General features: G+C 64.8%; 19 protein-coding genes. 8 read left to right on the top strand and 11 right to left on the bottom strand.

What is annotated here, in order from left to right; genetic code table 11:
- Positions 1–47: 47 nt before the first annotated feature.
- The 3 genes from LB515_RS18305 (at position 48) to LB515_RS18295 (ending at position 4,412) form a co-directional block, all read left to right on the top strand.
- A complete protein-coding gene (locus tag LB515_RS18305; RefSeq protein WP_224549640.1) occupies positions 48–1,073 on the top strand; it encodes a LacI family DNA-binding transcriptional regulator in 1,026 nt (341 codons plus the stop codon).
- Positions 1,074–1,348: 275 nt separating this feature from the next.
- A complete protein-coding gene (locus tag LB515_RS18300) occupies positions 1,349–2,821 on the top strand; it encodes an esterase-like activity of phytase family protein (protein WP_224708538.1) in 1,473 nt (490 codons plus the stop codon).
- Positions 2,822–2,939: 118 nt separating this feature from the next.
- Positions 2,940–4,412, top strand: coding sequence for an MATE family efflux transporter (locus LB515_RS18295; RefSeq protein ID WP_224708537.1), 1,473 nt, complete (start codon positions 2,940–2,942; stop codon positions 4,410–4,412).
- A 31-nt stretch (positions 4,413–4,443) separates the two neighbouring features.
- On the opposite strand, the gene LB515_RS18290 is transcribed toward LB515_RS18295, so the two are convergent.
- The gene (locus LB515_RS18290) at positions 4,444–5,652 is read right to left on the bottom strand and encodes an MFS transporter (protein ID WP_224708536.1); all 1,209 of its coding nucleotides are present in this window, start codon (positions 5,650–5,652) and stop codon (positions 4,444–4,446) included.
- Between the two features lie 137 nt (positions 5,653–5,789).
- Here LB515_RS18290 and LB515_RS18285 point away from each other — a divergent pair, with 137 nt between their 5' ends.
- Positions 5,790–6,365, top strand: coding sequence for a TMEM175 family protein (locus tag LB515_RS18285; protein ID WP_140839754.1), 576 nt, complete (start codon positions 5,790–5,792; stop codon positions 6,363–6,365).
- Between the two features lie 3 nt (positions 6,366–6,368).
- Here LB515_RS18285 and LB515_RS18280 read toward each other — a convergent pair whose 3' ends face one another.
- Complete coding sequence (locus tag LB515_RS18280) at positions 6,369–6,650, bottom strand: hypothetical protein (RefSeq protein ID WP_140626825.1); 282 nt, start codon at positions 6,648–6,650, stop codon at positions 6,369–6,371.
- A 171-nt stretch (positions 6,651–6,821) separates the two neighbouring features.
- On the opposite strand from LB515_RS18280, the gene LB515_RS18275 reads away from it, so the two are divergent.
- Entirely contained in the window at positions 6,822–7,688 is an 867-nt protein-coding gene (locus LB515_RS18275; protein ID WP_224708535.1) for an SDR family NAD(P)-dependent oxidoreductase, read from the top strand.
- An 8-nt stretch (positions 7,689–7,696) separates the two neighbouring features.
- Here LB515_RS18275 and LB515_RS18270 read toward each other — a convergent pair whose 3' ends face one another.
- The 3 genes from LB515_RS18270 to LB515_RS18260 form a co-directional block, all read right to left on the bottom strand.
- Entirely contained in the window at positions 7,697–8,191 is a 495-nt protein-coding gene (locus tag LB515_RS18270) for a low affinity iron permease family protein (RefSeq protein WP_224708602.1), read from the bottom strand.
- A 297-nt stretch (positions 8,192–8,488) separates the two neighbouring features.
- Positions 8,489–9,157, bottom strand: a complete 669-nt coding sequence (locus LB515_RS18265) for a DapH/DapD/GlmU-related protein (protein WP_224708534.1) — start codon at positions 9,155–9,157, stop codon at positions 8,489–8,491.
- Positions 9,158–9,221: 64 nt separating this feature from the next.
- Positions 9,222–9,650: a CreA family protein gene (locus tag LB515_RS18260; protein WP_224549666.1), complete on the bottom strand. Its 429-nt coding sequence runs from the start codon at positions 9,648–9,650 to the stop codon at positions 9,222–9,224.
- 230 nt (positions 9,651–9,880) lie between these two features.
- Here LB515_RS18260 and LB515_RS18255 point away from each other — a divergent pair, with 230 nt between their 5' ends.
- The 3 genes from LB515_RS18255 to LB515_RS18245 all read left to right on the top strand — a co-directional run bounded on the left by LB515_RS18255 (position 9,881) and on the right by LB515_RS18245 (position 13,280).
- A complete protein-coding gene (locus tag LB515_RS18255; RefSeq protein WP_224708533.1) occupies positions 9,881–10,465 on the top strand; it encodes an SCO family protein in 585 nt (194 codons plus the stop codon).
- Positions 10,465–11,337, top strand: a complete 873-nt coding sequence (locus tag LB515_RS18250; protein WP_224708532.1) for a 50S ribosomal protein L11 methyltransferase — start codon at positions 10,465–10,467, stop codon at positions 11,335–11,337. Before LB515_RS18255 ends, LB515_RS18250 begins: the two co-directional genes overlap by 1 nt.
- A gap of 98 nt (positions 11,338–11,435) precedes the next feature.
- Positions 11,436–13,280, top strand: a complete 1,845-nt coding sequence (locus tag LB515_RS18245; protein WP_224708531.1) for an aminopeptidase P family protein — start codon at positions 11,436–11,438, stop codon at positions 13,278–13,280.
- Between the two features lie 447 nt (positions 13,281–13,727).
- Here LB515_RS18245 and LB515_RS18240 read toward each other — a convergent pair whose 3' ends face one another.
- From LB515_RS18240 to LB515_RS18215, 6 genes are all read right to left on the bottom strand, one after another.
- On the bottom strand, positions 13,728–14,024 hold the full coding sequence (locus LB515_RS18240) for an AzlD family protein (protein ID WP_224708530.1): 297 nt from the start codon (positions 14,022–14,024) through the stop codon (positions 13,728–13,730).
- A complete protein-coding gene (locus LB515_RS18235; protein WP_095769034.1) occupies positions 14,021–14,749 on the bottom strand; it encodes an AzlC family ABC transporter permease in 729 nt (242 codons plus the stop codon). Before LB515_RS18235 ends, LB515_RS18240 begins: the two co-directional genes overlap by 4 nt.
- Before the next feature lie 224 nt (positions 14,750–14,973).
- Positions 14,974–16,368 (bottom strand): glutamine synthetase family protein, encoded by a 1,395-nt coding sequence (locus tag LB515_RS18230; protein ID WP_224708529.1) that lies wholly within the window; start codon positions 16,366–16,368, stop codon positions 14,974–14,976.
- A 22-nt stretch (positions 16,369–16,390) separates the two neighbouring features.
- On the bottom strand, positions 16,391–17,488 hold the full coding sequence (locus LB515_RS18225) for a branched-chain amino acid ABC transporter permease (protein ID WP_224632926.1): 1,098 nt from the start codon (positions 17,486–17,488) through the stop codon (positions 16,391–16,393).
- Between the two features lie 15 nt (positions 17,489–17,503).
- Positions 17,504–18,403 (bottom strand): branched-chain amino acid ABC transporter permease, encoded by a 900-nt coding sequence (locus tag LB515_RS18220; protein WP_224632927.1) that lies wholly within the window; start codon positions 18,401–18,403, stop codon positions 17,504–17,506.
- A 6-nt stretch (positions 18,404–18,409) separates the two neighbouring features.
- On the bottom strand, positions 18,410–19,114 hold the full coding sequence (locus LB515_RS18215) for an ABC transporter ATP-binding protein (protein WP_224600797.1): 705 nt from the start codon (positions 19,112–19,114) through the stop codon (positions 18,410–18,412).
- Positions 19,115–19,122: the final 8 nt, after the last annotated feature.

The following is a 19,122-nucleotide window of genomic DNA, read 5'->3' as shown; positions in this document are numbered from 1 at the left end:
GCCTGAGCGGCAGCCGGTGCTAGCCAAGGCAGGGGGAGAATCCGTCCTTGGCGTCAAGCATCCACGATCTCGCGCGTCACCTGAACATCTCGATCGGCACCGTGTCGCGCGCGCTGAACGGCCGTGCCGACGTCAACGCCGACACACGCCAGCGTGTGCTCGAAGCAGCCAGGAAGCTGAACTATTCGCCCAATCAGTCAGGCCGCAGTCTCAGGCAAGGCGCCACCCGTTCGATCGCCTTCATGCTGCAGCCGCATCCCGGCGACCAGCAATATGGCGAGCCGTTCTTCATCCCGTTCCTGACGGGCCTGCAGGCGCGGCTCGCCGAGCATGACCTGGATCTGATGGTCGTCATGGGTGAGCCGGGCCAATATCAGCAGGAGCGGTTGCGCCGCGTGGTCGAGACGCGCCGGGCCGACGCGGTCGTGTTGGCCAATACGCGAAGGGAGGACGATCGGATCGATTATCTCAGCAAGGCCGGCTTTCCCTTCGCCACGCTTGGCCGAAGTCAGTCCGGCGGCGACACGTATCCTTCACTCGATATCGATTTCGAGAGGGCGGGTGATGAAGCCGTCGACCGGCTGGTCGCGCGCGGCCACCGCCGCATTGCCGCTATCCGCCCTTCGCTTGATCTCAATTTCGGCTACCTGTTCCTCGACGGCTACCGCAAGGCACTGAAGCGGCACGGTATCGAGGTCGACCCCGACCTGATCGCCGACGGCTTCATCAACGAGACCGGCGGCTACCAGGTGACGCCGCAAGTAATGCGCTCCAGAAACCCGCCGACGGCGATCATCTTCAACAATGACGCGATGGCGCTCGGCGGCTGCAAGGCGCTGGCCGAGATGGGTATCAAGCCGGGCCATGACATGGCCGTGATCGTCATCGTCGACACGCCGCTCTGCCGCTACTTTTCGCCGACGCTGACCGCCTTCCGTCCGTCGCTGGAGCCCATGGGCCGGCGGCTGGCCGAGATGCTGCTCGCTTCGCTTCCCGCATTCGCCGGCCCTGAGGGCACACGCATCATTCGCGAAGTCTGGCCGCTGGAGCTGATTGCAAGAGAGAGCGATTGAGCGGAGGCTTTCCCTTCTCCCCTTGTGGGAGAAGGTGGCCGAGCGAAGCTCGGTCGGATGAGGGGTGTTCCAGGGAAAGCCGGCGTCTCACTCCGCTGGAGCACCCCTCATCCGTCTCGGCGCTACGCGCCGATCCACCTTCTCCCACAAGGGGAGAAGGAAACTGTCATGCAACCATCACGTTCACGTCCTAGACCGCTCGACGGGAACCGGCTCGCCGCATCGCCGATGCGCGTTCCTTCCAGGCCGCTCTGCTCGTCAAGAAGGGGATATCGATGAAACATCTCAACCGAACCGTCGCGCTCGGCGTGGCACTTGCCTTGTTCACTTTCCTGACCCCGGCGCTCGCCGACGGCGTCGCCTACGTCAACAAGGGGCTCGTCGGCATCGGCCGCATCCCGGCCAACCAGAGGGACAAGTTCGGCGAGACCTTCGGTTCAGGTTCCGGCATGGCGATCGATACCAAATCCTGGACGCGTGAAGGGGCCACCTACAAGGGCTCGCTCTGGCTGCTGCCGGACCGCGGCTACAATGTCGTCGGAACCACCGATTATCGCCCCCGCCTCAACACCATCTCGGTCGAGCTGGCCCCGACCGCTCCTGGCGCGGCGCCCGCCGCCGGACAGGAACAGTCGGGCGTTAAGGCGACGCTCGCCGACACGATGCTTCTGACCGACGACAAGGGCGCCGACGCCACCGGCCTCGATCCGTTGAACGGCGTGCGCGCCGCCGCCGGCGACATGCCGATGCTGCCTGAGGCCAATGGCAAGCTGGCGCTCGATGACGAAGCGATCGTGCGGCTGCCGGACGGCACGATGTTCATCTCCGACGAATATGGTCCCAACATCTACCGCTTCTCGGCCGAAGGCCGTCTGATGTCGGCGACCCAACCGCCCGCGGCGCTGGTGCCGATGCGCCACGGCAAGCCGAACTTCGCGTCCGACAACCCGGGCCCGGGCGCTGCCGAGCCCGATCCGAAGGATCCCGAAACCGGCCGCCAGAACAACCAGGGGCTCGAAGGCATGTCGATGACGCCAGACGGCAGGTTCCTGATCGCCGTGCTGCAGTCGGCGCCCCGCCAGGACGGCGGCGATTCCGGCTCGACCCGCCAGAACACCCGCGCGCTGGTTTACGACGCTTCCGATCTCACCCACCTCAAGCTGGCGCATGAATATGTCGTGCCGCTGCCGGTGTTCACGGATGCCAAGGGCAAGACCAAGGTGGCCGCTCAGAGCGAGATCGTCGCGCTCTCCGACAAGAGCTTTCTGATGCTGGCGCGCGACTCAGGCAACGGCCAGGGCGTCAAGGGCGACGAGTCGCTCTACCGCAAGATCGAGATCGTCGACCTCTCGGCCGCCACCGATATCGCCAACGGCCCGTTCGACGCCGCCGACAAGCCGGTCGCGCCGAAGGGCATGCTCGACCCGTCGGTGGCGCCGGCCAAGCTGACGCCGTTCATCGACATCAACGACAAGGGCGAGCTCGGCCGCTTCGGCCTGCACAACGGCGCGCCGAACGACAAGAACAACCTCTCGGAGAAGTGGGAGGCGATGTCGCTGGCGCCGGTGCTCGATCCGAAGCTGCCCGACGACTATTTCCTGTTCGTCGCCAACGACAACGACTTTCTCACCCAGGACGGCTTCCAGGTCGGCGCTGCGTACAAAGCCGAGGACGGCGCCGATGTCGACACCACCTTCCTGGTCTATCAGGTCACACTCCCCGGCCTTTCTGGAAACACCACTCAGTAACGGGATGCGGTCGGCGGCCGCGGCAGCCGACCCTTTTCTGAAGGGATGCATGAGCACCAGGCCTGCGATAGCATCGCGGGCCTGATTCAGTTTCGGCCCCACCACCATGGGTAACAACATGGATGACAAACAGCCCACCCGCCGGCGGACCGGCGACCTGACTAGCGGCCCCATTTCGCGCACGCTGCTGTTGTTCGCGCTGCCGGTGCTGGGCTCCAACGTGCTGCAGTCGCTCAACGGCTCGATCAACGCGGTCTGGGTCGGCCGCTTCCTCGGCGAGGCGGCGCTGACGGCGACCTCCAACGCCAATCTGGTGCTGTTCCTCATCCTCGGCACCGTCTTCGGCATCGGCATGGCGGCAACCATCCTGGTGGCGCAATCGGTCGGCGCCCGCGACCTCCCCGAGGCAAAGCGCATCGTCGGCACCAGCGCCACCTTCTTCTTCCTCGTCTCGGTCGTGTTCGCCGTCTGCGGCTGGATCTGGGTCGATGTCATCCTGACCGGGCTCGGCACGCCGGCCGATGCCTTGCCTTTGGCGCGCGCCTATTTGCGCATCATCTTCGTCGCGGTGCCGATGATGAACCTTTTATCCTTCGTCATGACCGTGCTGCGCGGCGCCGGCGACTCGCGAACCCCGTTCGTCTTCATGGCGCTGGCGGTCGTGCTCGACGTCGTGCTCAATCCGCTGCTGATCCGCGGCATCGGCCCCTTTCCCGAGCTCGGCATTGCCGGCTCGGCAATGTCGACGCTCATAGGCCAGACGGTGAGCGTGATTGCCATCCTGATCGTGCTTTATGTGCGCAAACACCCGCTGCGGCTGGCGGGCAGCGATCTCTCGCTGCTGCGGCCCGATCCGAAATTGCTGCGCATCGTCGTCTTCAAGGGCATTCCGATGGGGCTGCAGATGATCGTCATCTCGGCAGCGGCATTGACCGTGATGGGCATCGTCAATTCCTACGGCTCCCAGGTAGCCGCCGCTTACGGCATCGCCGCGCAGCTCTGGACCTACATCCAGATGCCGGCTCTGGCGATCGGCGCCGCCGTCTCCTCGATGGCGGCGCAGAATGTCGGCGCCGGGCGCTGGGACCGCATCGGCAGGGTCGCGGCGTCGGGCGTCGGCTTCAACCTGGTGCTGACCGGCGCGCTGGTAGCGCTGCTTTTCGTCTTCGACCGCGCAGTGCTCAGCCTCTTTCTCAGCACCGACAGCGCCGCGATCGACATCGCCGCCCACATCAACAAGGTGGCGTCCTGGTCGTTCATCCTGTTCGGCGTCACGATCGTGCTGTTCGCCACGGTGCGGGCCACCGGCGCTGTCATGCCGCCGCTGATCATCCTGATCATCTCGGTGTTGATCATTCGCACCGGCTTTGCCTATTCCATGCGCAGCGTCATCGGCCAGGAGGCTCTGTGGTGGAGCTTTCCGGCAGGTTCGATCGCCTCGCTGGCGCTCGCCGCCGCCTATTATCGCTTCGGCCGCTGGCGCACGATGCACATGATCGAGGACCGGCCGGCGGCCGGCGAGCCGCCCGACACGGGCCTCGGCGTGCCGCGCCAGCGCGCGCAGCTCCTGCCGGAGACGCCGAACGGCTAAAATCCGCGACGACAGGAAACGTGAAAACCCGCTACCGCGCGTATTTGGCGCCGAAGCCAAGCGCCACCAGCGAGAAGACGACGATCATACCGGCAAAGGCCAGGCTTGCGATGGTTGCGTTCGCCAGGCTCGACAGGATGCCGATGCCGATCACCGGCAGCGCGTTGCCGCAGAAGCAACAGATGAAGAAGGCCGAGACCACCTCGGCGCGGCGGTCGGCGGGCGCGATCTGATTCACCACTTGCAGGCCGCCGCGATAGCCGAGCGCCGCCGCCACGCCGCAGACCGCCGTCGCAATGATCATCAGGACCATCGAGGCATAGACCTGCGCCGCCACGATCAGCGCCACGGTCGGGATCATCAGCACCAGCGCGGCAAGCATGGTGGAGCGGCTGGAGAGCCATGTGGTGGCGACGATGGTGATGGCCGCCACAATCGACAGCTCGAAGAAAAGCCCGCCGGCTTCGGCATGATTGGTCACATGCAGCTGCTGCGCCAGGATGCTGGGCGCCAGCGCCGCGTAGAAGCCGACCAGCGCCATGGCGCCGAAGCCGGTCACCGCCGGCGCCACGAATTGCGCGCGGATGTTGTCCGGCACCGAAAGCCGCGGCCTCAGCGAGACGTCGGAGAACCGTCCGGGCCTGGAGACGGTTTCCTGCGTGCGCCAGATCAGCAGGGTGACCAAGGCAAGCAGGACGAGATAGACGGCGAATGTCAGCCTGAGCGGCCAGGGGGCATATTGGGCGAGCAGCCCCGACATGAGCGCGCCGGCCCCGAGACCGACAAAGTTGGTGCTGGTGGCGATGACGGCGGCGCGTGACTTGTCCTTGCCCTCGATCAGTTCGGCCAGCCAGGCGGTGCCCGCCCCCGCGCCGACACCGATGCCGAGCCCGCTGAGGATACGGGCGATGTCGAGCCAGGCGAGGTTTTCGGCGAAGAGGAAAAACAACGCGCTGACCACGGCAACGCCCATCGCCGCTAGCGCGGCGGGGCGGCGGCCGACGACATCCGACAGGCGGCCGAAAAACAGCAACGCCGCCAGATTGCCGACCACATAGACGGCGTAAACCAGCGTCAGCGTGACCTGCGAGAAGCCGAAGGCCTGCTTGTAGATCACGTAAAGCGGCGTCAGCGCGGTGCTGCCGGCAAAAAGCGCGGCGATCATGGCGGCGACGACGGCCATTGCGGCGCCGCCGCCAAGCTCATTGTCACGCGTCATGGTTTGAGCGTAGCTGGTCATGGCAACCTCCGGGGGTTGCAAGCCCAACGCCTATATAATGGCGCTGTTCCAGCCACCGAATGTCCTCCTGACAATCCTGACAGGATGGTCTTGTGCGAAATCCTCGCGTAGCTTTTGCCGGCCAACGAGGAGGAACCATGGGCAAGGGACGGGTCGAGGCATTCACCGATGGCGTCGTCGCCATCATCATCACCATCATGGTGCTGGAGCTGAAAGTGCCGCATGGCGAAGATTTCTCAGCGCTTCTGCCGCTGTGGCCGGTCTTCTTCTGCTATGTGCTGTCCTTCATCAATGTCGGCATCTACTGGAACAACCTGCACAACATGTTCCACACCGTGCAGCGGGTCGATGGACGCGTGCTGTGGGCCAACCTGAACCTTTTGTTCTGGCTGTCGCTGATGCCGGTGACCACCGCGTTCATGGGGGAGAACCACTTCGCGCCCGTACCGGTCGCCGTCTATGGCATCGACCTCGCGCTTTGCGCCGTCGCCTACACCATCCTGGTCCTCAAGTTGCGCCATCTGCACGGCGCCGACACGACTTTCGCCAAGGCCGTCGGCCGTGACAACAAAGGCAAGATCTCGCTGGCGCTCTATATCGCCGCAGTCCTGCTCAGCTTCCTCAACCAGTGGATCAGCGTGGCGATCTATGTGCTTGTAGCGACCATCTGGTTTGTGCCGGACAAGCGCTTCGAACGGTTGGTCGAGAAATAACGCTTACTTCCGCATGGTTTTCAGCTTTTCCGCCGCCGAGGCGGCAAGGTCGGCATAGCGCTCCTCCAGCCTCTCGGCCGCCTTGATGATCGGAAAGTCATGGCCGAATTTCTCCAGCGCCAGCCTTAGCTTCTCGGCGAAATCCGCCTGCTTCTCCAGCGCCGCAAACAGCGTCTTCACCTGCGTCTCGCTGATGTCGGGATTGGCGAGCATCTTCGGCACCTCGCGGCTCATCTGGTCGCCGTTGACGGTTTGCTCCTTCAGGATTCCGATCCAGTCGGTCAAATGCCGAACTCCTTTTTGGGACAACATGCGCGGCGTGCGCTGCGATGGTCAACCCGTTGCGGCTTTCGCCGTCAACCCGTTGCGGCTTTCGCCGTAATCACCGGACGAACCGGCCTTGCCTCGGCGGCGCCTGGCGTTAAGTTCGGCCCGACCCGAACAAGGATGGAACTCATGACTAGCGACGCCCAGATCCAGACCGCCCTGCCCGCCTTCGCCTCCGGCAATGTCGCCGTCATCACCGGCGGCGCCAGCGGCATCGGCCTTGCCGCCGCAAAACGGTTCGTGGCAATGGGCATGAAGGTGGTGCTTGCCGACATCGGCGGCATGCGCCTCGACCAGGCGAAGCAGGCGGTCGCCGCGATCGGTGGCGAGGATGCCGTCCTCCCAATCCCGACCGATGTCTCCAGGGCGGAAGAGGTCGACCGGCTCGCGGACCTCGCTTACGGCGCCTTCGGTGCGGTGTCGGTGCTGATGAACAATGCCGGCGTCGGCAACAATCCGGGCAAACCGTGGGAGAACCGCGACGCCTGGAAGCGGCTGCTGGACATCAATTTCTGGGGCGTCGTGCATGGCGTCGAAGCCTTCGCGCCGCGCATGCTCGCCGCCGGAAAGCCGGGCCTGATCATCAACACCGGGTCCAAGCAGGGCATCACCACGCCGCCCGGTAACCTCGCCTACAACGTCTCCAAGGCCGGCGTGAAGACTTTTACCGAAGGGCTGGCGCATGCGCTGCGCAACGAACCGGGAGCCAAGGTGTCGGCGCATCTGCTGATCCCAGGCTTCACCTATACCGGCCTGACCGAAGGCGCGACGGAAAAGCCCGCCGGCGCCTGGACCGGCGAGCAGGTGATCGACTTCATGCTGACATCGCTGATGGACGACGACTTCTACATACTCTGTCCGGACAACGAAGTGACGCGGCCGATCGACGAAAAGCGAATGGCCTGGGCGATGGGAGACATCATCGAGAACCGCCCTGCCCTGTCGCGCTGGCATCCCGATCACAAGGATGCCTTCGCGGCCTTCATGAACCGCTGACGGCCCTGTCAAGCCGCGGCTTTCTTCTTGGATGCGTTCTTCCCGGCCGCGGTCTTCTTTGTGGCCGCGCCGGCGGTCTTCGGCGCATGCCTGGTACCGTTCTTTCCGGCGACGGCCTTCCTGGCCGCCTTTTCGGCGATCTCGCTGTCATGCCGTTTTGCCGCCGCCTCGCATTTCGAGCGGATCTCCTCCACCTCTGACTCCGTCAGGTGTTCGATTCCGATGAAATGGTTATGGGCGCGGCTGACCCTGATCAGTTCGTCCAGCTTGGCCTGGATCGCCGCGCCGTCGCGATTTTGCGTGTTCTGGATCAGGAACACCATCAGAAAGGTGATGATGGTGGTGCCGGTGTTGATGACCAATTGCCAGGTGTCCGAGAACCCGAAGAGCGGTCCACTCAACGCCCATACAACCACGATCGCCACACAGATGGCGAAGGTGGGCGGCAGCCCCGCCAGATGTGCCACCTGGTTGGCTATCCGCGTAAAAACCTTCTCGATCATGCAAGTCCCTCGAACCGTGGATGTGCTGGCATTTGCGAAGAAACAAGCTGCCGCCCGCTCCGGTTCCGCGGGATCGAATTTTGTGCCGACACGTGTACGCAATCGGCTACACGCAGAAAGCGCAGTTTCGCGAAAAAACACCTTATCCGTTTATTTGCAATAGTGCCGGTGCAGGCCGAAAGCCTGTTCCTTCCGCTTCACGGCGGTTTACCTCCAGCCCCTTCCGCCGCGCCACCCCCGCATGGCGGAAGGGGCATCTAGTTCCGAGAGTGGAAGGCACCGGTCAGTCAGCGCCGGTCATGTGCCCGACTGCGTTCTGCCCGTGTCGGTGAGCGTTTCTTCCCAACGATCGAGAAAGGCTTCGATCGGCATGGCCTGCATGTCGGGGATTGCGCTCGCCAGTTTCTCGGGCGGCCAGTCCCACCAGGCGAGGGCTTCGATGCGCGCCGCGACAGTGGCCGAGAACCGCCGGCGCAGCGGCTTTGCCGGAACGCCTGCGACGATCGTGTAGGGCGCGACGTCATGTGTCACCACCGCATTGGCACCGATGACCGCGCCGTTGCCGATCGCGACACCCGGCATGATCACCGCGCCGTGTCCGATCCAGACATCATGGCCGATGCTGACCGATTTCGCTTGCCGTCGCGCGCGAAAAGCCGTGTCGACGCCCAGCCAGCGAAAATACTCGTTCGGCCGGTAGCTGACCTTGTGCTGTGTCAGCCGCTCGATCGGATGCTCGAGCGCGTTGATGCGGCTGTTCGCGGCGATCGAGCAGAACTTGCCGATCGTCGTGTAGATCGCCTCGCAATGGCGTTCGAAATAGGAAAAGTCGCCGACGCTCACCTCGCGCAGGATCACCCGCTCGCCGATCGAGGCATAGCGGCCGAGCTTGCATGCCTTCAGCTCCGCGGTCGGATGGATGCGCGGCTCGGGATCCTTGAGGACGAGGGTTTCAGGACGATCCATGAGAGGCCTTTACGCCGGCGGTGACGGCCCCGCAAGCGCGGCCTGCCCCCGCCAAGCCTATCGCCTATTGCGGCTTGCCCTTGGCCCACACCACGTTCTGGCCGTAAAGCGGCACGGTCGTGACCGACATCTTCGCCGAGCCGTTCTGCACCTGGCGCGAATGCGACAGATAGATCAGCGTCTCGTTCTTCTTGTCGTAGATGCGGTTCACCACCTGCTTTTTCCAGATCAGGCTGAGGCCCTGCTTGAACACCTCCTCGCCGCCCTCGCCCATGTCGATGTCGCCGATGGTGATCGGCCCGGTCTGGCGGCAGGAGATCGACGAATCGGAAGGATCCTCGAACCAGTTGCCCTTATGCAGCCGGTCGATGATGCTGCGGTCGAAATAGGCGACATGGCAGGTGACGCCGTCGACCTTCGGGTCCTTGATCGCATCGACCATGATGTCGTTGCCGACCCAGTCGACACCCACTTTACCCACTTCGTCAGCCATGGCCGCGCCGCCGCTCAGGGCAAGACAGGCGGCGAACAAGCCGATCAGTTTTCGCAAGGAAGCCTCCTCGGTTCACGTTTGCCGATGTCAGGTGGGACAGGATCGTGGCGTTTGCAAGCCGATCGGCCCGCCCGGCGGCTTGCGGCAACGCGACATCTTTGCGCGCCCGGCGCCGACCCGCTAAGACTGTCGCCGAACTGGCTTCCAGCCAAAGCAACGGACATTCACTGATGATGCGCTCAATCCTGGTCGGCATTCTCGTCCTGATGGCGGCGGGCATCGGCTGGCTGACATTCGACTGGTACCGGGGCCACTATGGCGGCGAGCCCTTCGGCGCGCCCTTCACGCTGGTCGACCAGAAAGGCGCGCCGATCACCGAGGCCGCCTTCAGGGGACACCCCAGCGTCGTGTTCTTCGGCTTCACCCATTGCCCTGAAGTCTGCCCGACGACACTGTTTGAGCTCGCCGGCTGGCTGAAGACGATGGGCGACAGCGGCAAGGACCTCAACCCCTATTTCGTCACGGTCGATCCGGAACGCGACACGCCGGAGACGATGAACACCTATGTCAGCAACTTCTCCGACCGGATCACCGGCATCACCGGCGATCCGGACAAGGTGCACGCCATGGCCAAGGCCTTCGGTATCTACTGGAAGAAGGTCGACACCGGCGACGGCGACTACACGATGGACCACACGGCCTCGGTGCTGCTGCTCAACGCCAAGGGCGATTTCGCCGGCACCATCGCCTATGGGGAGAGCGCCGACACCGCGATAGCCAAGCTGAAGCGGCTGGCTGCGGGTGGGCAAACCTGATGGGCCAGACTAGGCTCCACTTCACCGCCAACAAGCTCGAGGCCGACCGCATCTTTGCCGCACTGGACGCCGCCTTCGAGGAGGACGGCCTGCCGATCGCCGTGCTGGAGCTCGACGAGGAAAAAGATATCCACGAAGTGTCGCTTTATGCCGATGGCGACGTCGATCCCGTCGAGGTCCGGGTTAGGGATGTCCTCGCCGGTCTCGGCCTGCCGAAGCCTGTCGAGCGTGAGGTCCTTCCCGACGTCGACTGGGTGTCGCGCTCGCTGGAAGGCTTGAAGCCGGTGCGCGCCGGACGCTTCTTCGTCCACGGCTCGCACGATCGGGCCAAGCGTCGCAGTGGCGACCTCGCCATCGAGATCGAGGCGGGCCTTGCCTTCGGCACCGGGCACCACGGCACCACCGCCGGCTGCCTCGAAGTTCTGGAGCAGGTGGTGCTGCGCGAGCGGCCGCGCAACGCGCTCGACCTCGGCACCGGCAGCGCCGTGCTTGCGATTGCGCTGGCCAAGCTCGCGCATATCCCGGTGCTGGCGACCGACATCGATCCGGTCGCCGTCCGCGTCGCCACCGCCAATGCCCGCCTCAATCACGTCAAGGCGCTGGTCGAGACGGTGACGGCGCCCGGCTTCCATCATCCGATCTTCGCCAGGCGCGCACCTTTCGACCTCATCGTCGCCAACATCCTGGCCCGGCCGCTGATGCGGCTCGCGCCCGAAATGGCCAAGCACATCAGTCTCGGCGGCTCGCTGGTGCTCTCCGGCATCCTCGACCGGCAGCGCGACGCGGTGATCTCGGCCTATGTCGGCCAAGCCTTCCGCCACGTGCGCACCTGGCATCGCGAGGGCTGGGTGACCATCCACCTCAAGCGCTGAGGCCGGGTTGCATCCAGCCGATCTGGCCCTGCCGAAATCGATTCCGATTTCCGGGGTCATGCGCTACGCTCGCAACAAGCATCGAAGAGAGGCCAAAAATGTTCCAGACCTTTGATTCCGCTGGTGATCCTGCCGTCGGTAAGCCGCGTGTGGCGCAGCTGCGGCAATGGCTGGCTGAGCATGGTTTGGATGGCTTCCTTGTTCCCCGCGCGGACGAGCACCAGGGCGAATATGTCGCCGACCGCTCGGCGCGGCTGAAGTGGCTGACCGGCTTTTCCGGTTCGGCCGGCGTCGCGATCGTGCTGCGCGACCGCGCCTTCATCTTCGTCGACGGCCGCTACACGCTGCAGGTGCGGGGCGAGGTGGACCTGTCGATCTTCACCGTCGAAAGCCTTGTCGACAATCCGCCGGCCAGCTGGATCAAGGACAATCTCGGCAAGGGCGCAAGGCTCGGCTTCGACCCCTGGCTGCACACGATCGGCGAGATCAAGGCGCTGAAGGCATCGGCCGAGCAATCCGGCGCGACATTGGTGCCGCTCGACAGGAATCCCATCGACATCATCTGGACGGATCAGCCGGACCCGCCGCGCGCGCCTGTCGAGATCCATCCGCAGAATCTTGCCGGCGAGCTCGCCAAGGACAAGCTCAAGCGGCTGGCGGGCGCGATCGAAAAGGACGGCGCCACCCATGCGGTGCTGACCGATCCTTCCTCGATAGCCTGGGCCTTCAACATCCGTGGCGGCGACGTGCCGCATACGCCCCTGGCGCTCGGCTTCGCCATCCTCGCTGCCGATAGCAAGCATCAGCTGTTCATGGACCAGCGTAAATTCCCGCGCCAGGTCGCAGCCTATCTCACCCAGCTTGCCGATCCGCATGATCCGGGCGAGTTCGAAGCCGCCATCGTCGCGCTAGCCAAGGACGGCGCCAAGATCGCGCTCGATCCGGTGCTGGCGGCGGAGAAGCTCCGCATGCTGGTCGAGGACAATGGCGGCACGGTCGTCCTGGCGGCCGACCCGGCGCGTATTCCGCGCGCGACCAAGAACCAGGCCGAGATCGCCGGCAGCCGCGCCGCGCATCGCCGCGACGGCGCCGCGGTCGCCAGGCTGCTGTGCTGGCTCGACCGCCAGAAGCCCGGCACGCTCGACGAAATCGCGGTGGTCACCAAGCTCGAGGAGGTACGCCGCCAGACCGGCGAGGAAACGCAGATGCCGCTGCGCGACGTCTCCTTCGACACGATTTCCGGCGCCGGCCCGAACGGCGCGATCATGCACTACCGCGTCTCGCGCGCCACCAGCCGCAAGCTTGAAAGCGGCGAGCTGTTCCTGCTCGATTCCGGCGGCCAGTATCAGGACGGCACGACCGACATCACCCGCACCGTGCCGATCGGCCAGCCGAGCGAGGAGATGCGCGAGCGCTTCACCCTCGTGCTGAAGGGCATGATCGGCATCTCGACGCTGCGCTTCCCCGCCGGCACGCGCGGTTCGGAGATCGACGCCGTTGCCCGCGTGGCCCTATGGAAGCATGGCTGCGACTTCGCCCACGGCACCGGCCACGGCGTCGGCTCCTACCTTGCCGTGCATGAAGGGCCGCAGCGCATCGCCCGCACCGGCACAGAAAAGCTGCTGGCCGGCATGATGCTGTCCAACGAACCGGGCTACTACAAGGAAGGCGCCTACGGCATCCGCATCGAGAACCTGATCCTGGTCACGCCGGCGGAGCAGATCGAGGGCGGCGACATCGCCATGCACGGCTTCGAGACGCTGACGCTGGCGCCGATCGACAAGCGGCTGATCCGCACCGACCTGCTGCATCGGGACGAGTTGCAGTGGCTGGACCGCTATCACGCCCGGGTGCTGGCCGAGATCGGCCCGATGGTCGACGGCGAAACGCTGGCCTGGCTGGAGAAGGCGACAGCACCGCTGCCGCACGATGCGAAGATTTGAGGTGAGCTTCTGTCTCCCGGTTCGACGGCTACGCCATGCACACATCTTCTGTGACTGGCGCGACTGATCAGGCCGAAGCCTTGATTGCCACGTGGTTCCCCCAATCCGTCGCTGCTTCGCAGCGCCACCTTTCCCCCTCCGGAGGGAAAGGAAGGGAGCCTTGCTGGACGAGCGTTGGCGGCAAAAAGCTCGGCGCCCTTCCTCTCCCCCGTCGATCGGGGGAGAGGTGGCTCGGCGAAGCCGAGACGGAGTGGGGGTCGACCAGCGCAGCGTAAGACAATGCATGCGCCAAGCTGCTATGCACGCTATCGTCCAAAGACCAGCCGCTTGGGAAATGTGTGCATCCCCTAGCGCTCCACAGCGAGAAATGCCCAGTTCATCCTCCGAAGCTGCTGCGGAGGACGGGCAGGACAATGAGGGGCAGCGCCAGCCATTCAGGATGGAAAGCTATCCGACGAACTGCCTCGCCAGAATCAGGACAGCGGCTCCAGCCAGAAACATCGCCATCAGGCCGCCGCGCAGCGACACCAGCACGGTGACGATCAGCGCCGCCCACTCAGCGGGCCCGGCATGCAGCAGCTCCGGCGCGACGAGGGTCGTCAGCACCGCGGCCGGCACGGCGTTGAGGCCGGCCTCGACGCGGGGATGGATCGTCTCGAAGCGCGAGATGACGAGGTGGCCGCCGATTCGGGTCAGATAGGTGGCAACGGCGCCAGCCAGGATGATCCAGAAGGTCGTGCTCATGGCCGCTTGCCCACGCCGCTGTGATGCGGCGGCAGGATCACCGCCAGGACGATGCCGGCGACCGCGCCGATCGAGACATGCCAGGGCGAGCCCACGGTTCGATAGGCGATGATCGAGGCGACGGCGCTGGCGGCGACGACGGGCGCCCAGAGCGGCCGTTTGCGAAAGCCGAGCACCAGGCCGAGGAAATAGATCGGCAAAAGGAAATCGATGCCCAGCGCATGCGTGTCGGGGATCAGCTTGCCGAACACCGCGCCCAATCCGCTTTCGATAACCCAGAACACATAGACCGGCAGGCCTAGCCCCAGATACCAGACGAAGCCGACGGGACGGCCGGACTCCGCCCTCGCCTCGGCGATGGCGAATTGTGGATCCGTCAGGATGAAATAGCCGAGCGCCTGCTGCAGCACCGGCCAATGCGCGATGCGCCTGCCGATGCCGGCCGAATAGAGCACGTGGCGAAAGTTCACCGCGAAGATCGACAGCACGATCAGCCATGGCGCGACATGCTGGCCGAACAGTTCGATGCCGACCATCTGGCTGGCGCCGCCATAGATCATGGCGCTCATCAGGAAGGCTTCGAGGACGGAAAACCCGTTGTCGACGGCGATCGTGCCGAACAGGATCGCGAACGGCGCGGAGGCGACGACCACCGGCATTGAAAGCCGCACGCCGTCCCAGAAATCGCCGCCCGTTCTGCCTTCAGAGATTGCTTCCGCTGCCATGCGCCGCTCCTCGTGCATGTCGCCCAGAAGTGCGCAGCGGTTCTGGGACAACGACATGCATCAACAAAAGACTTAAAGCGCGTCGCCTGGATTCGTTCAGCGCACGCGCTTTAAGAGCGGCTTGATTTAGAGAGCGTCGCCTCCAATGTCACACCAATTCGCTTGACCCAGCGATCAGCGGAACTGATCGCCGGGTTGCGAAACGTTGGAAATCTTCAGGCAGCTCAGCTGACGAAATAGCGCTGCCACTCGAAGTCCGTGATATGCGAGACCTGCCAGGCATCGAAGGCCGCCTGCTCGGCGCGGCGGCTTTCGGCGTAGTTGTCGCGGAACGCTTCGCCGAACGCCTCGGCGCAGAAATCGGATGCGGCGAAGGCTTCAATAGAAGCATTCAGCGTGCGCGGCAGCTTCGGCTTGTCGAGATTGGCGAGGTTGCTCGTCACCGACGCCTCGAGCGGTAAATCCTTCTCGATGCCTTCGCAGCCGGCCGCCAGGATCGCGGCGATCGAGAGATAGGGATTGACGTCGGCGCCAGGCGCCCGGTGCTCGAACCGGCACGCGGCATCGTTTGGCGTGGTGATGGCGCGGATCGGCGCGGTGCGGTTCTCGAAGCCCCAGGCGACGTCTTCCGGCGACCACGCGCCGCGATCGAAGCGGCGGTAGGAGTTGACCGTCGGCCGGAAGAAAATATGGGTCTCCTGCATGCGGTTGAGCACGCCGGCGAGGAATTTCTCGCCGACCGGCGTCAGCCGGTTCGGTCCAGCCGCGAAGGCCGGCTTGCCGTCCCGCCACAGGCTGACATGATGGTGCGCGCCGCAGGCGCTTTCCTTGCCCGGCGGCTGGAAGCGCGTCATGAAGGTCGCCACCAAGCCACGCTCGGCGCACAGCTCGCGCAGATGCAGCTTGGCGCGCATCGCGGCATCCGCCGCCGCCAACGCGCTCTTCGGCGTCAGCGCGTATTCATACATGCCGTAGCCATATTCGGTGACCAGCGAGGCGACGCCGATGTCGATGCTCTTCATGCGCGTAATGAACTCGGCGGCGAAATCCTGGTATTCGCCACTGCGCACGAGGTCGTAGTTGATCAGCGAATGGCCCCATGGCTTCAGCTCGCGATAACGGCCGGCGCGCATCAGATCATGGTCGGCGTGGAAAATGCCGAACTCGTATTCGAGCGCGAATTTCGGCTCATAGCCAAGCGCCCTCGCGCGCTCCTCGACGCGCGCCAGAACGCCGCGGGGATCATACGGGCAGATCGAGCCGTCCAGCATGTAGGAGCGCGTGATGGCGGAGGCGAATTTCGGCTTCCAGCCATGCTGCACCACTGTGTCCGGATCGATGATACCCTTGATATTAGGAAAGCCGTTCTCCTCATTGGCGCTCGGCGAGGCGAAGGCGACGTCGCCCATCGGCTGGCCGTCGCCATGCGTGACGCAATAGAGGATGGCATTGATCGACTCACCGGCTGTGGAGAGCTTCAGCGGCGCGATCTTGGAGCGTACGACGCCCGACGTGTCGACCGTATGCACCTCGACGAATTCGACGCCGCGCGATGCAAGCTCGGCCTGCAGCGCCTCGAGCTTCGGCGCATACGCCGCCACCCTGTCCTCAAATTCCACGTTCAACCTCCACCAGGAAAAGCTATTTGGCGCTGCGCCGCAAAAGAAGCGAGAGCAGCTCGTCGAGCTCGTGCCGTCCGCTGATGCCGCTCGGCCGGAACGCCATGCAAAGCACGATGACAACGCCGAGCGCCACGCCCGACAGGCCGAGCAGCTGCGGCATCTGGATACCCGCGACCGTCACGCCGGACTCAATGCTGCGGATGAATTCCAGCCCGATCGAAAGCACGATGACGCCGGTGACCGCCCCAGTCACCGTTGCCATGCCGCCGAGGATCAGCATCGCCAGCGTGTTGAAGATCATCTGGAAATAGAACAGTTTTGGGCTGATCGTGCCGGCGAAATAGGCGTAGAGCACGCCGGCGAGCCCGCAGATCAGCGCCGACAGCACCCATGACATGAGCCGCAGTTTCTTCGCATCGATGCCGAGCGCAGCCGCAGCCTGAGGGCTCTGCGCGCTGGCCCGCAGCTGCAAGCCCCAGCGGCTGTCCTTGAACAGTCGCGCCGCCACGATCGCCATCACCGCGAAGACCAGCATCCACGGCAGGCCGACCACTTTCGGAATGCCGAAGAAAGCCTGGTTGCCCTTGAACAGATTGGTCCAGTTGAGGAAAACCGAATGGACGATGATCAGCAGCGCCAGGCTGACGATGGTCGCAGCGACCCCCGACAGCCGGCTGATCACCTTGCCGCTGACCAGCGCCACGATGCCGACCACCAAGAGCGCAATGAGCGCCGACGAAACCGGATCGAGCTCCAGCGTCGCAAAGCCGAACGGCGCGTTGGGGATCGACAGCTTCTTCATGGCAAGCGGCGTCGACAGGATGGCGACGCTATAGGCGCCGAGCCCGACAAAGGCGCTGTGGCCGAGATTGGCGATGTTGGAATTGCCCATGAACACTTGCAGGCCGACCACGACGATCAGGTTTACGAAGGCGCCGAGTGCGAGGAAGGTGTAGTAGGTCGGCGCGAAGTTCAGCACCAGGAGCCCGATCGCCAGCACCGGCAGCGCTGTCACCAGCCCGCCGATCAGCGAGCGGAGGATCGCGTTGCCGGGCTGCGCGGTGGCGGCCGGCGCCGCCATCTTTTCGACCGCTTGCGAGAGTTCGGAGCCTGCCACGTCAGATCTCCCGCCCTAAATCTCTTTGTCGCCGAGTTCGATGCGCTGGCCGAGCAGGCCTTCCGGCCGGTAGACGAGCAGCGCGACGATGATGGCGTAGGTGAGCGCGTCCCGGAAGCCCGCATATTCCTGCGGCAGCGCGACGAGCAGGCCGACTTCGATGAAGCCGAGCAGCATGCCGCCGACCGCAGCACCCGGCAGCGAGCCGAAGCCGCCGATGACGCAGGCGACAAAGGCCTTCAGCACCAGGCCGAAGCCGAGATCGGGTGAGACGCTGCCGCGCCGCGCCAGGATGAAGACGGCGGCGATGCCCGCCAGCGCGCCCGAAATCGCAAACGCCGTGGCAATCACCCGGTTTGCCTTGATCCCCATCAGCCGCACGGTGGCGAAGTCGCGCGCGGCAGCGCGAATGGCGAGCCCGAGCGTCGAGCGGTTGAGGAAGAGCACGAGCGCAAGGATGGTCAGGCCCGACACGATCAGTTCCATCACTTGCAGCGAGGAGACGGCGAAGGGGCCGAAGAACCACATCTGGTTCAAGCCGTTGAGGATCGAGACCGACTGCGGCTTTGGCGAGACCAAAAGCATGAAAAGGTTCTGCACCACGATCGACACGCCGAAGGCGGTGAGCAGCCCGGTGGTGGTAGGCGCATAGCGCACCGGCCGGAAGGCGACGCGTTCGAACACCACCGCCGCCAGCGCCGCCATGCCGACGGCAAGCGGCACCGCGACGAAGGGCGAGGTCAGCCCGAGCGCGGCAGCCAGGAACACGCTGTAGGCCGAGACCCCGATGATCTCGCCATGGGCGAAATTCACCAGGCCCATGATCGAGAAGACGACGGCGAGCCCGAGCGCCACCAGGGAATATTCCGCACCGAAGGCGAGCGCGTTGAGGAGTTGCTGCAAGGCGTAATCCATCGCCGCCTACCCGCCGATATAAAGGTTGAACAGGCCGTGCTCGTCGGCGAGCCTGGCCGGCGGTCCGTCATAGCGCAGCGTGCCCGAGCTCACGACATAGACGCGGTCGGCGAAGCGCAGCGCCTGCTTGGCGTTCTGCTCGACCACCAGCAGCGTCAGCCCTTGCGCCTTGAGTTCGCCGATGAAATCGAAGATGCGCGCCACGATCTTGGGCGCGAGCCCCAGCGACGGCTCGTCGAGCAGCAACAGCTTCGGCCGCGACATCAGCGAACGGGCGATCGCCAGCATCTGCTGCTCCCCGCCCGAAAGCGTGCCGGCCGCCTGGCCGAAGCGTTCGGACAGCACCGGGAACAGCGACAGGAACCGCTCGATGTCCTGGCGCACGCTGGCGGGGTCGCGCCTTGTCGCGGCTCCTAGCCGCAGGTTTTCGCCGACGCTCAGGTTGGAGAAGATGTGCCGGCCTTCCGGCGTCGCGGTCAGTCCGGCGCGGATGCGGTCCTCGGTGCGGACATGCGAGATGTCCTTGCCGTCGAGCACGATGCGCCCCGAAGCTGGCGTGACCAGCCCGGTCAGCGCGTTGATGGTCGAGCTCTTGCCGGCGCCGTTGGGCCCGAGCAGGGCGACAAGCTCGCCCTGCCCCACCTCGAGCGACAACTCGCGCACCGCCGTGACGGCGCCATAGCGCACGACAAGCTTCTCAACCTTCAGCACGTGTTCCC

It is taken from the genome of Mesorhizobium sp. CA15 (assembly GCF_020165215.1).
GTDB lineage: Bacteria > Pseudomonadota > Alphaproteobacteria > Rhizobiales > Rhizobiaceae > Mesorhizobium.
This window is presented reverse-complemented; position numbering and strand designations above follow the sequence as displayed.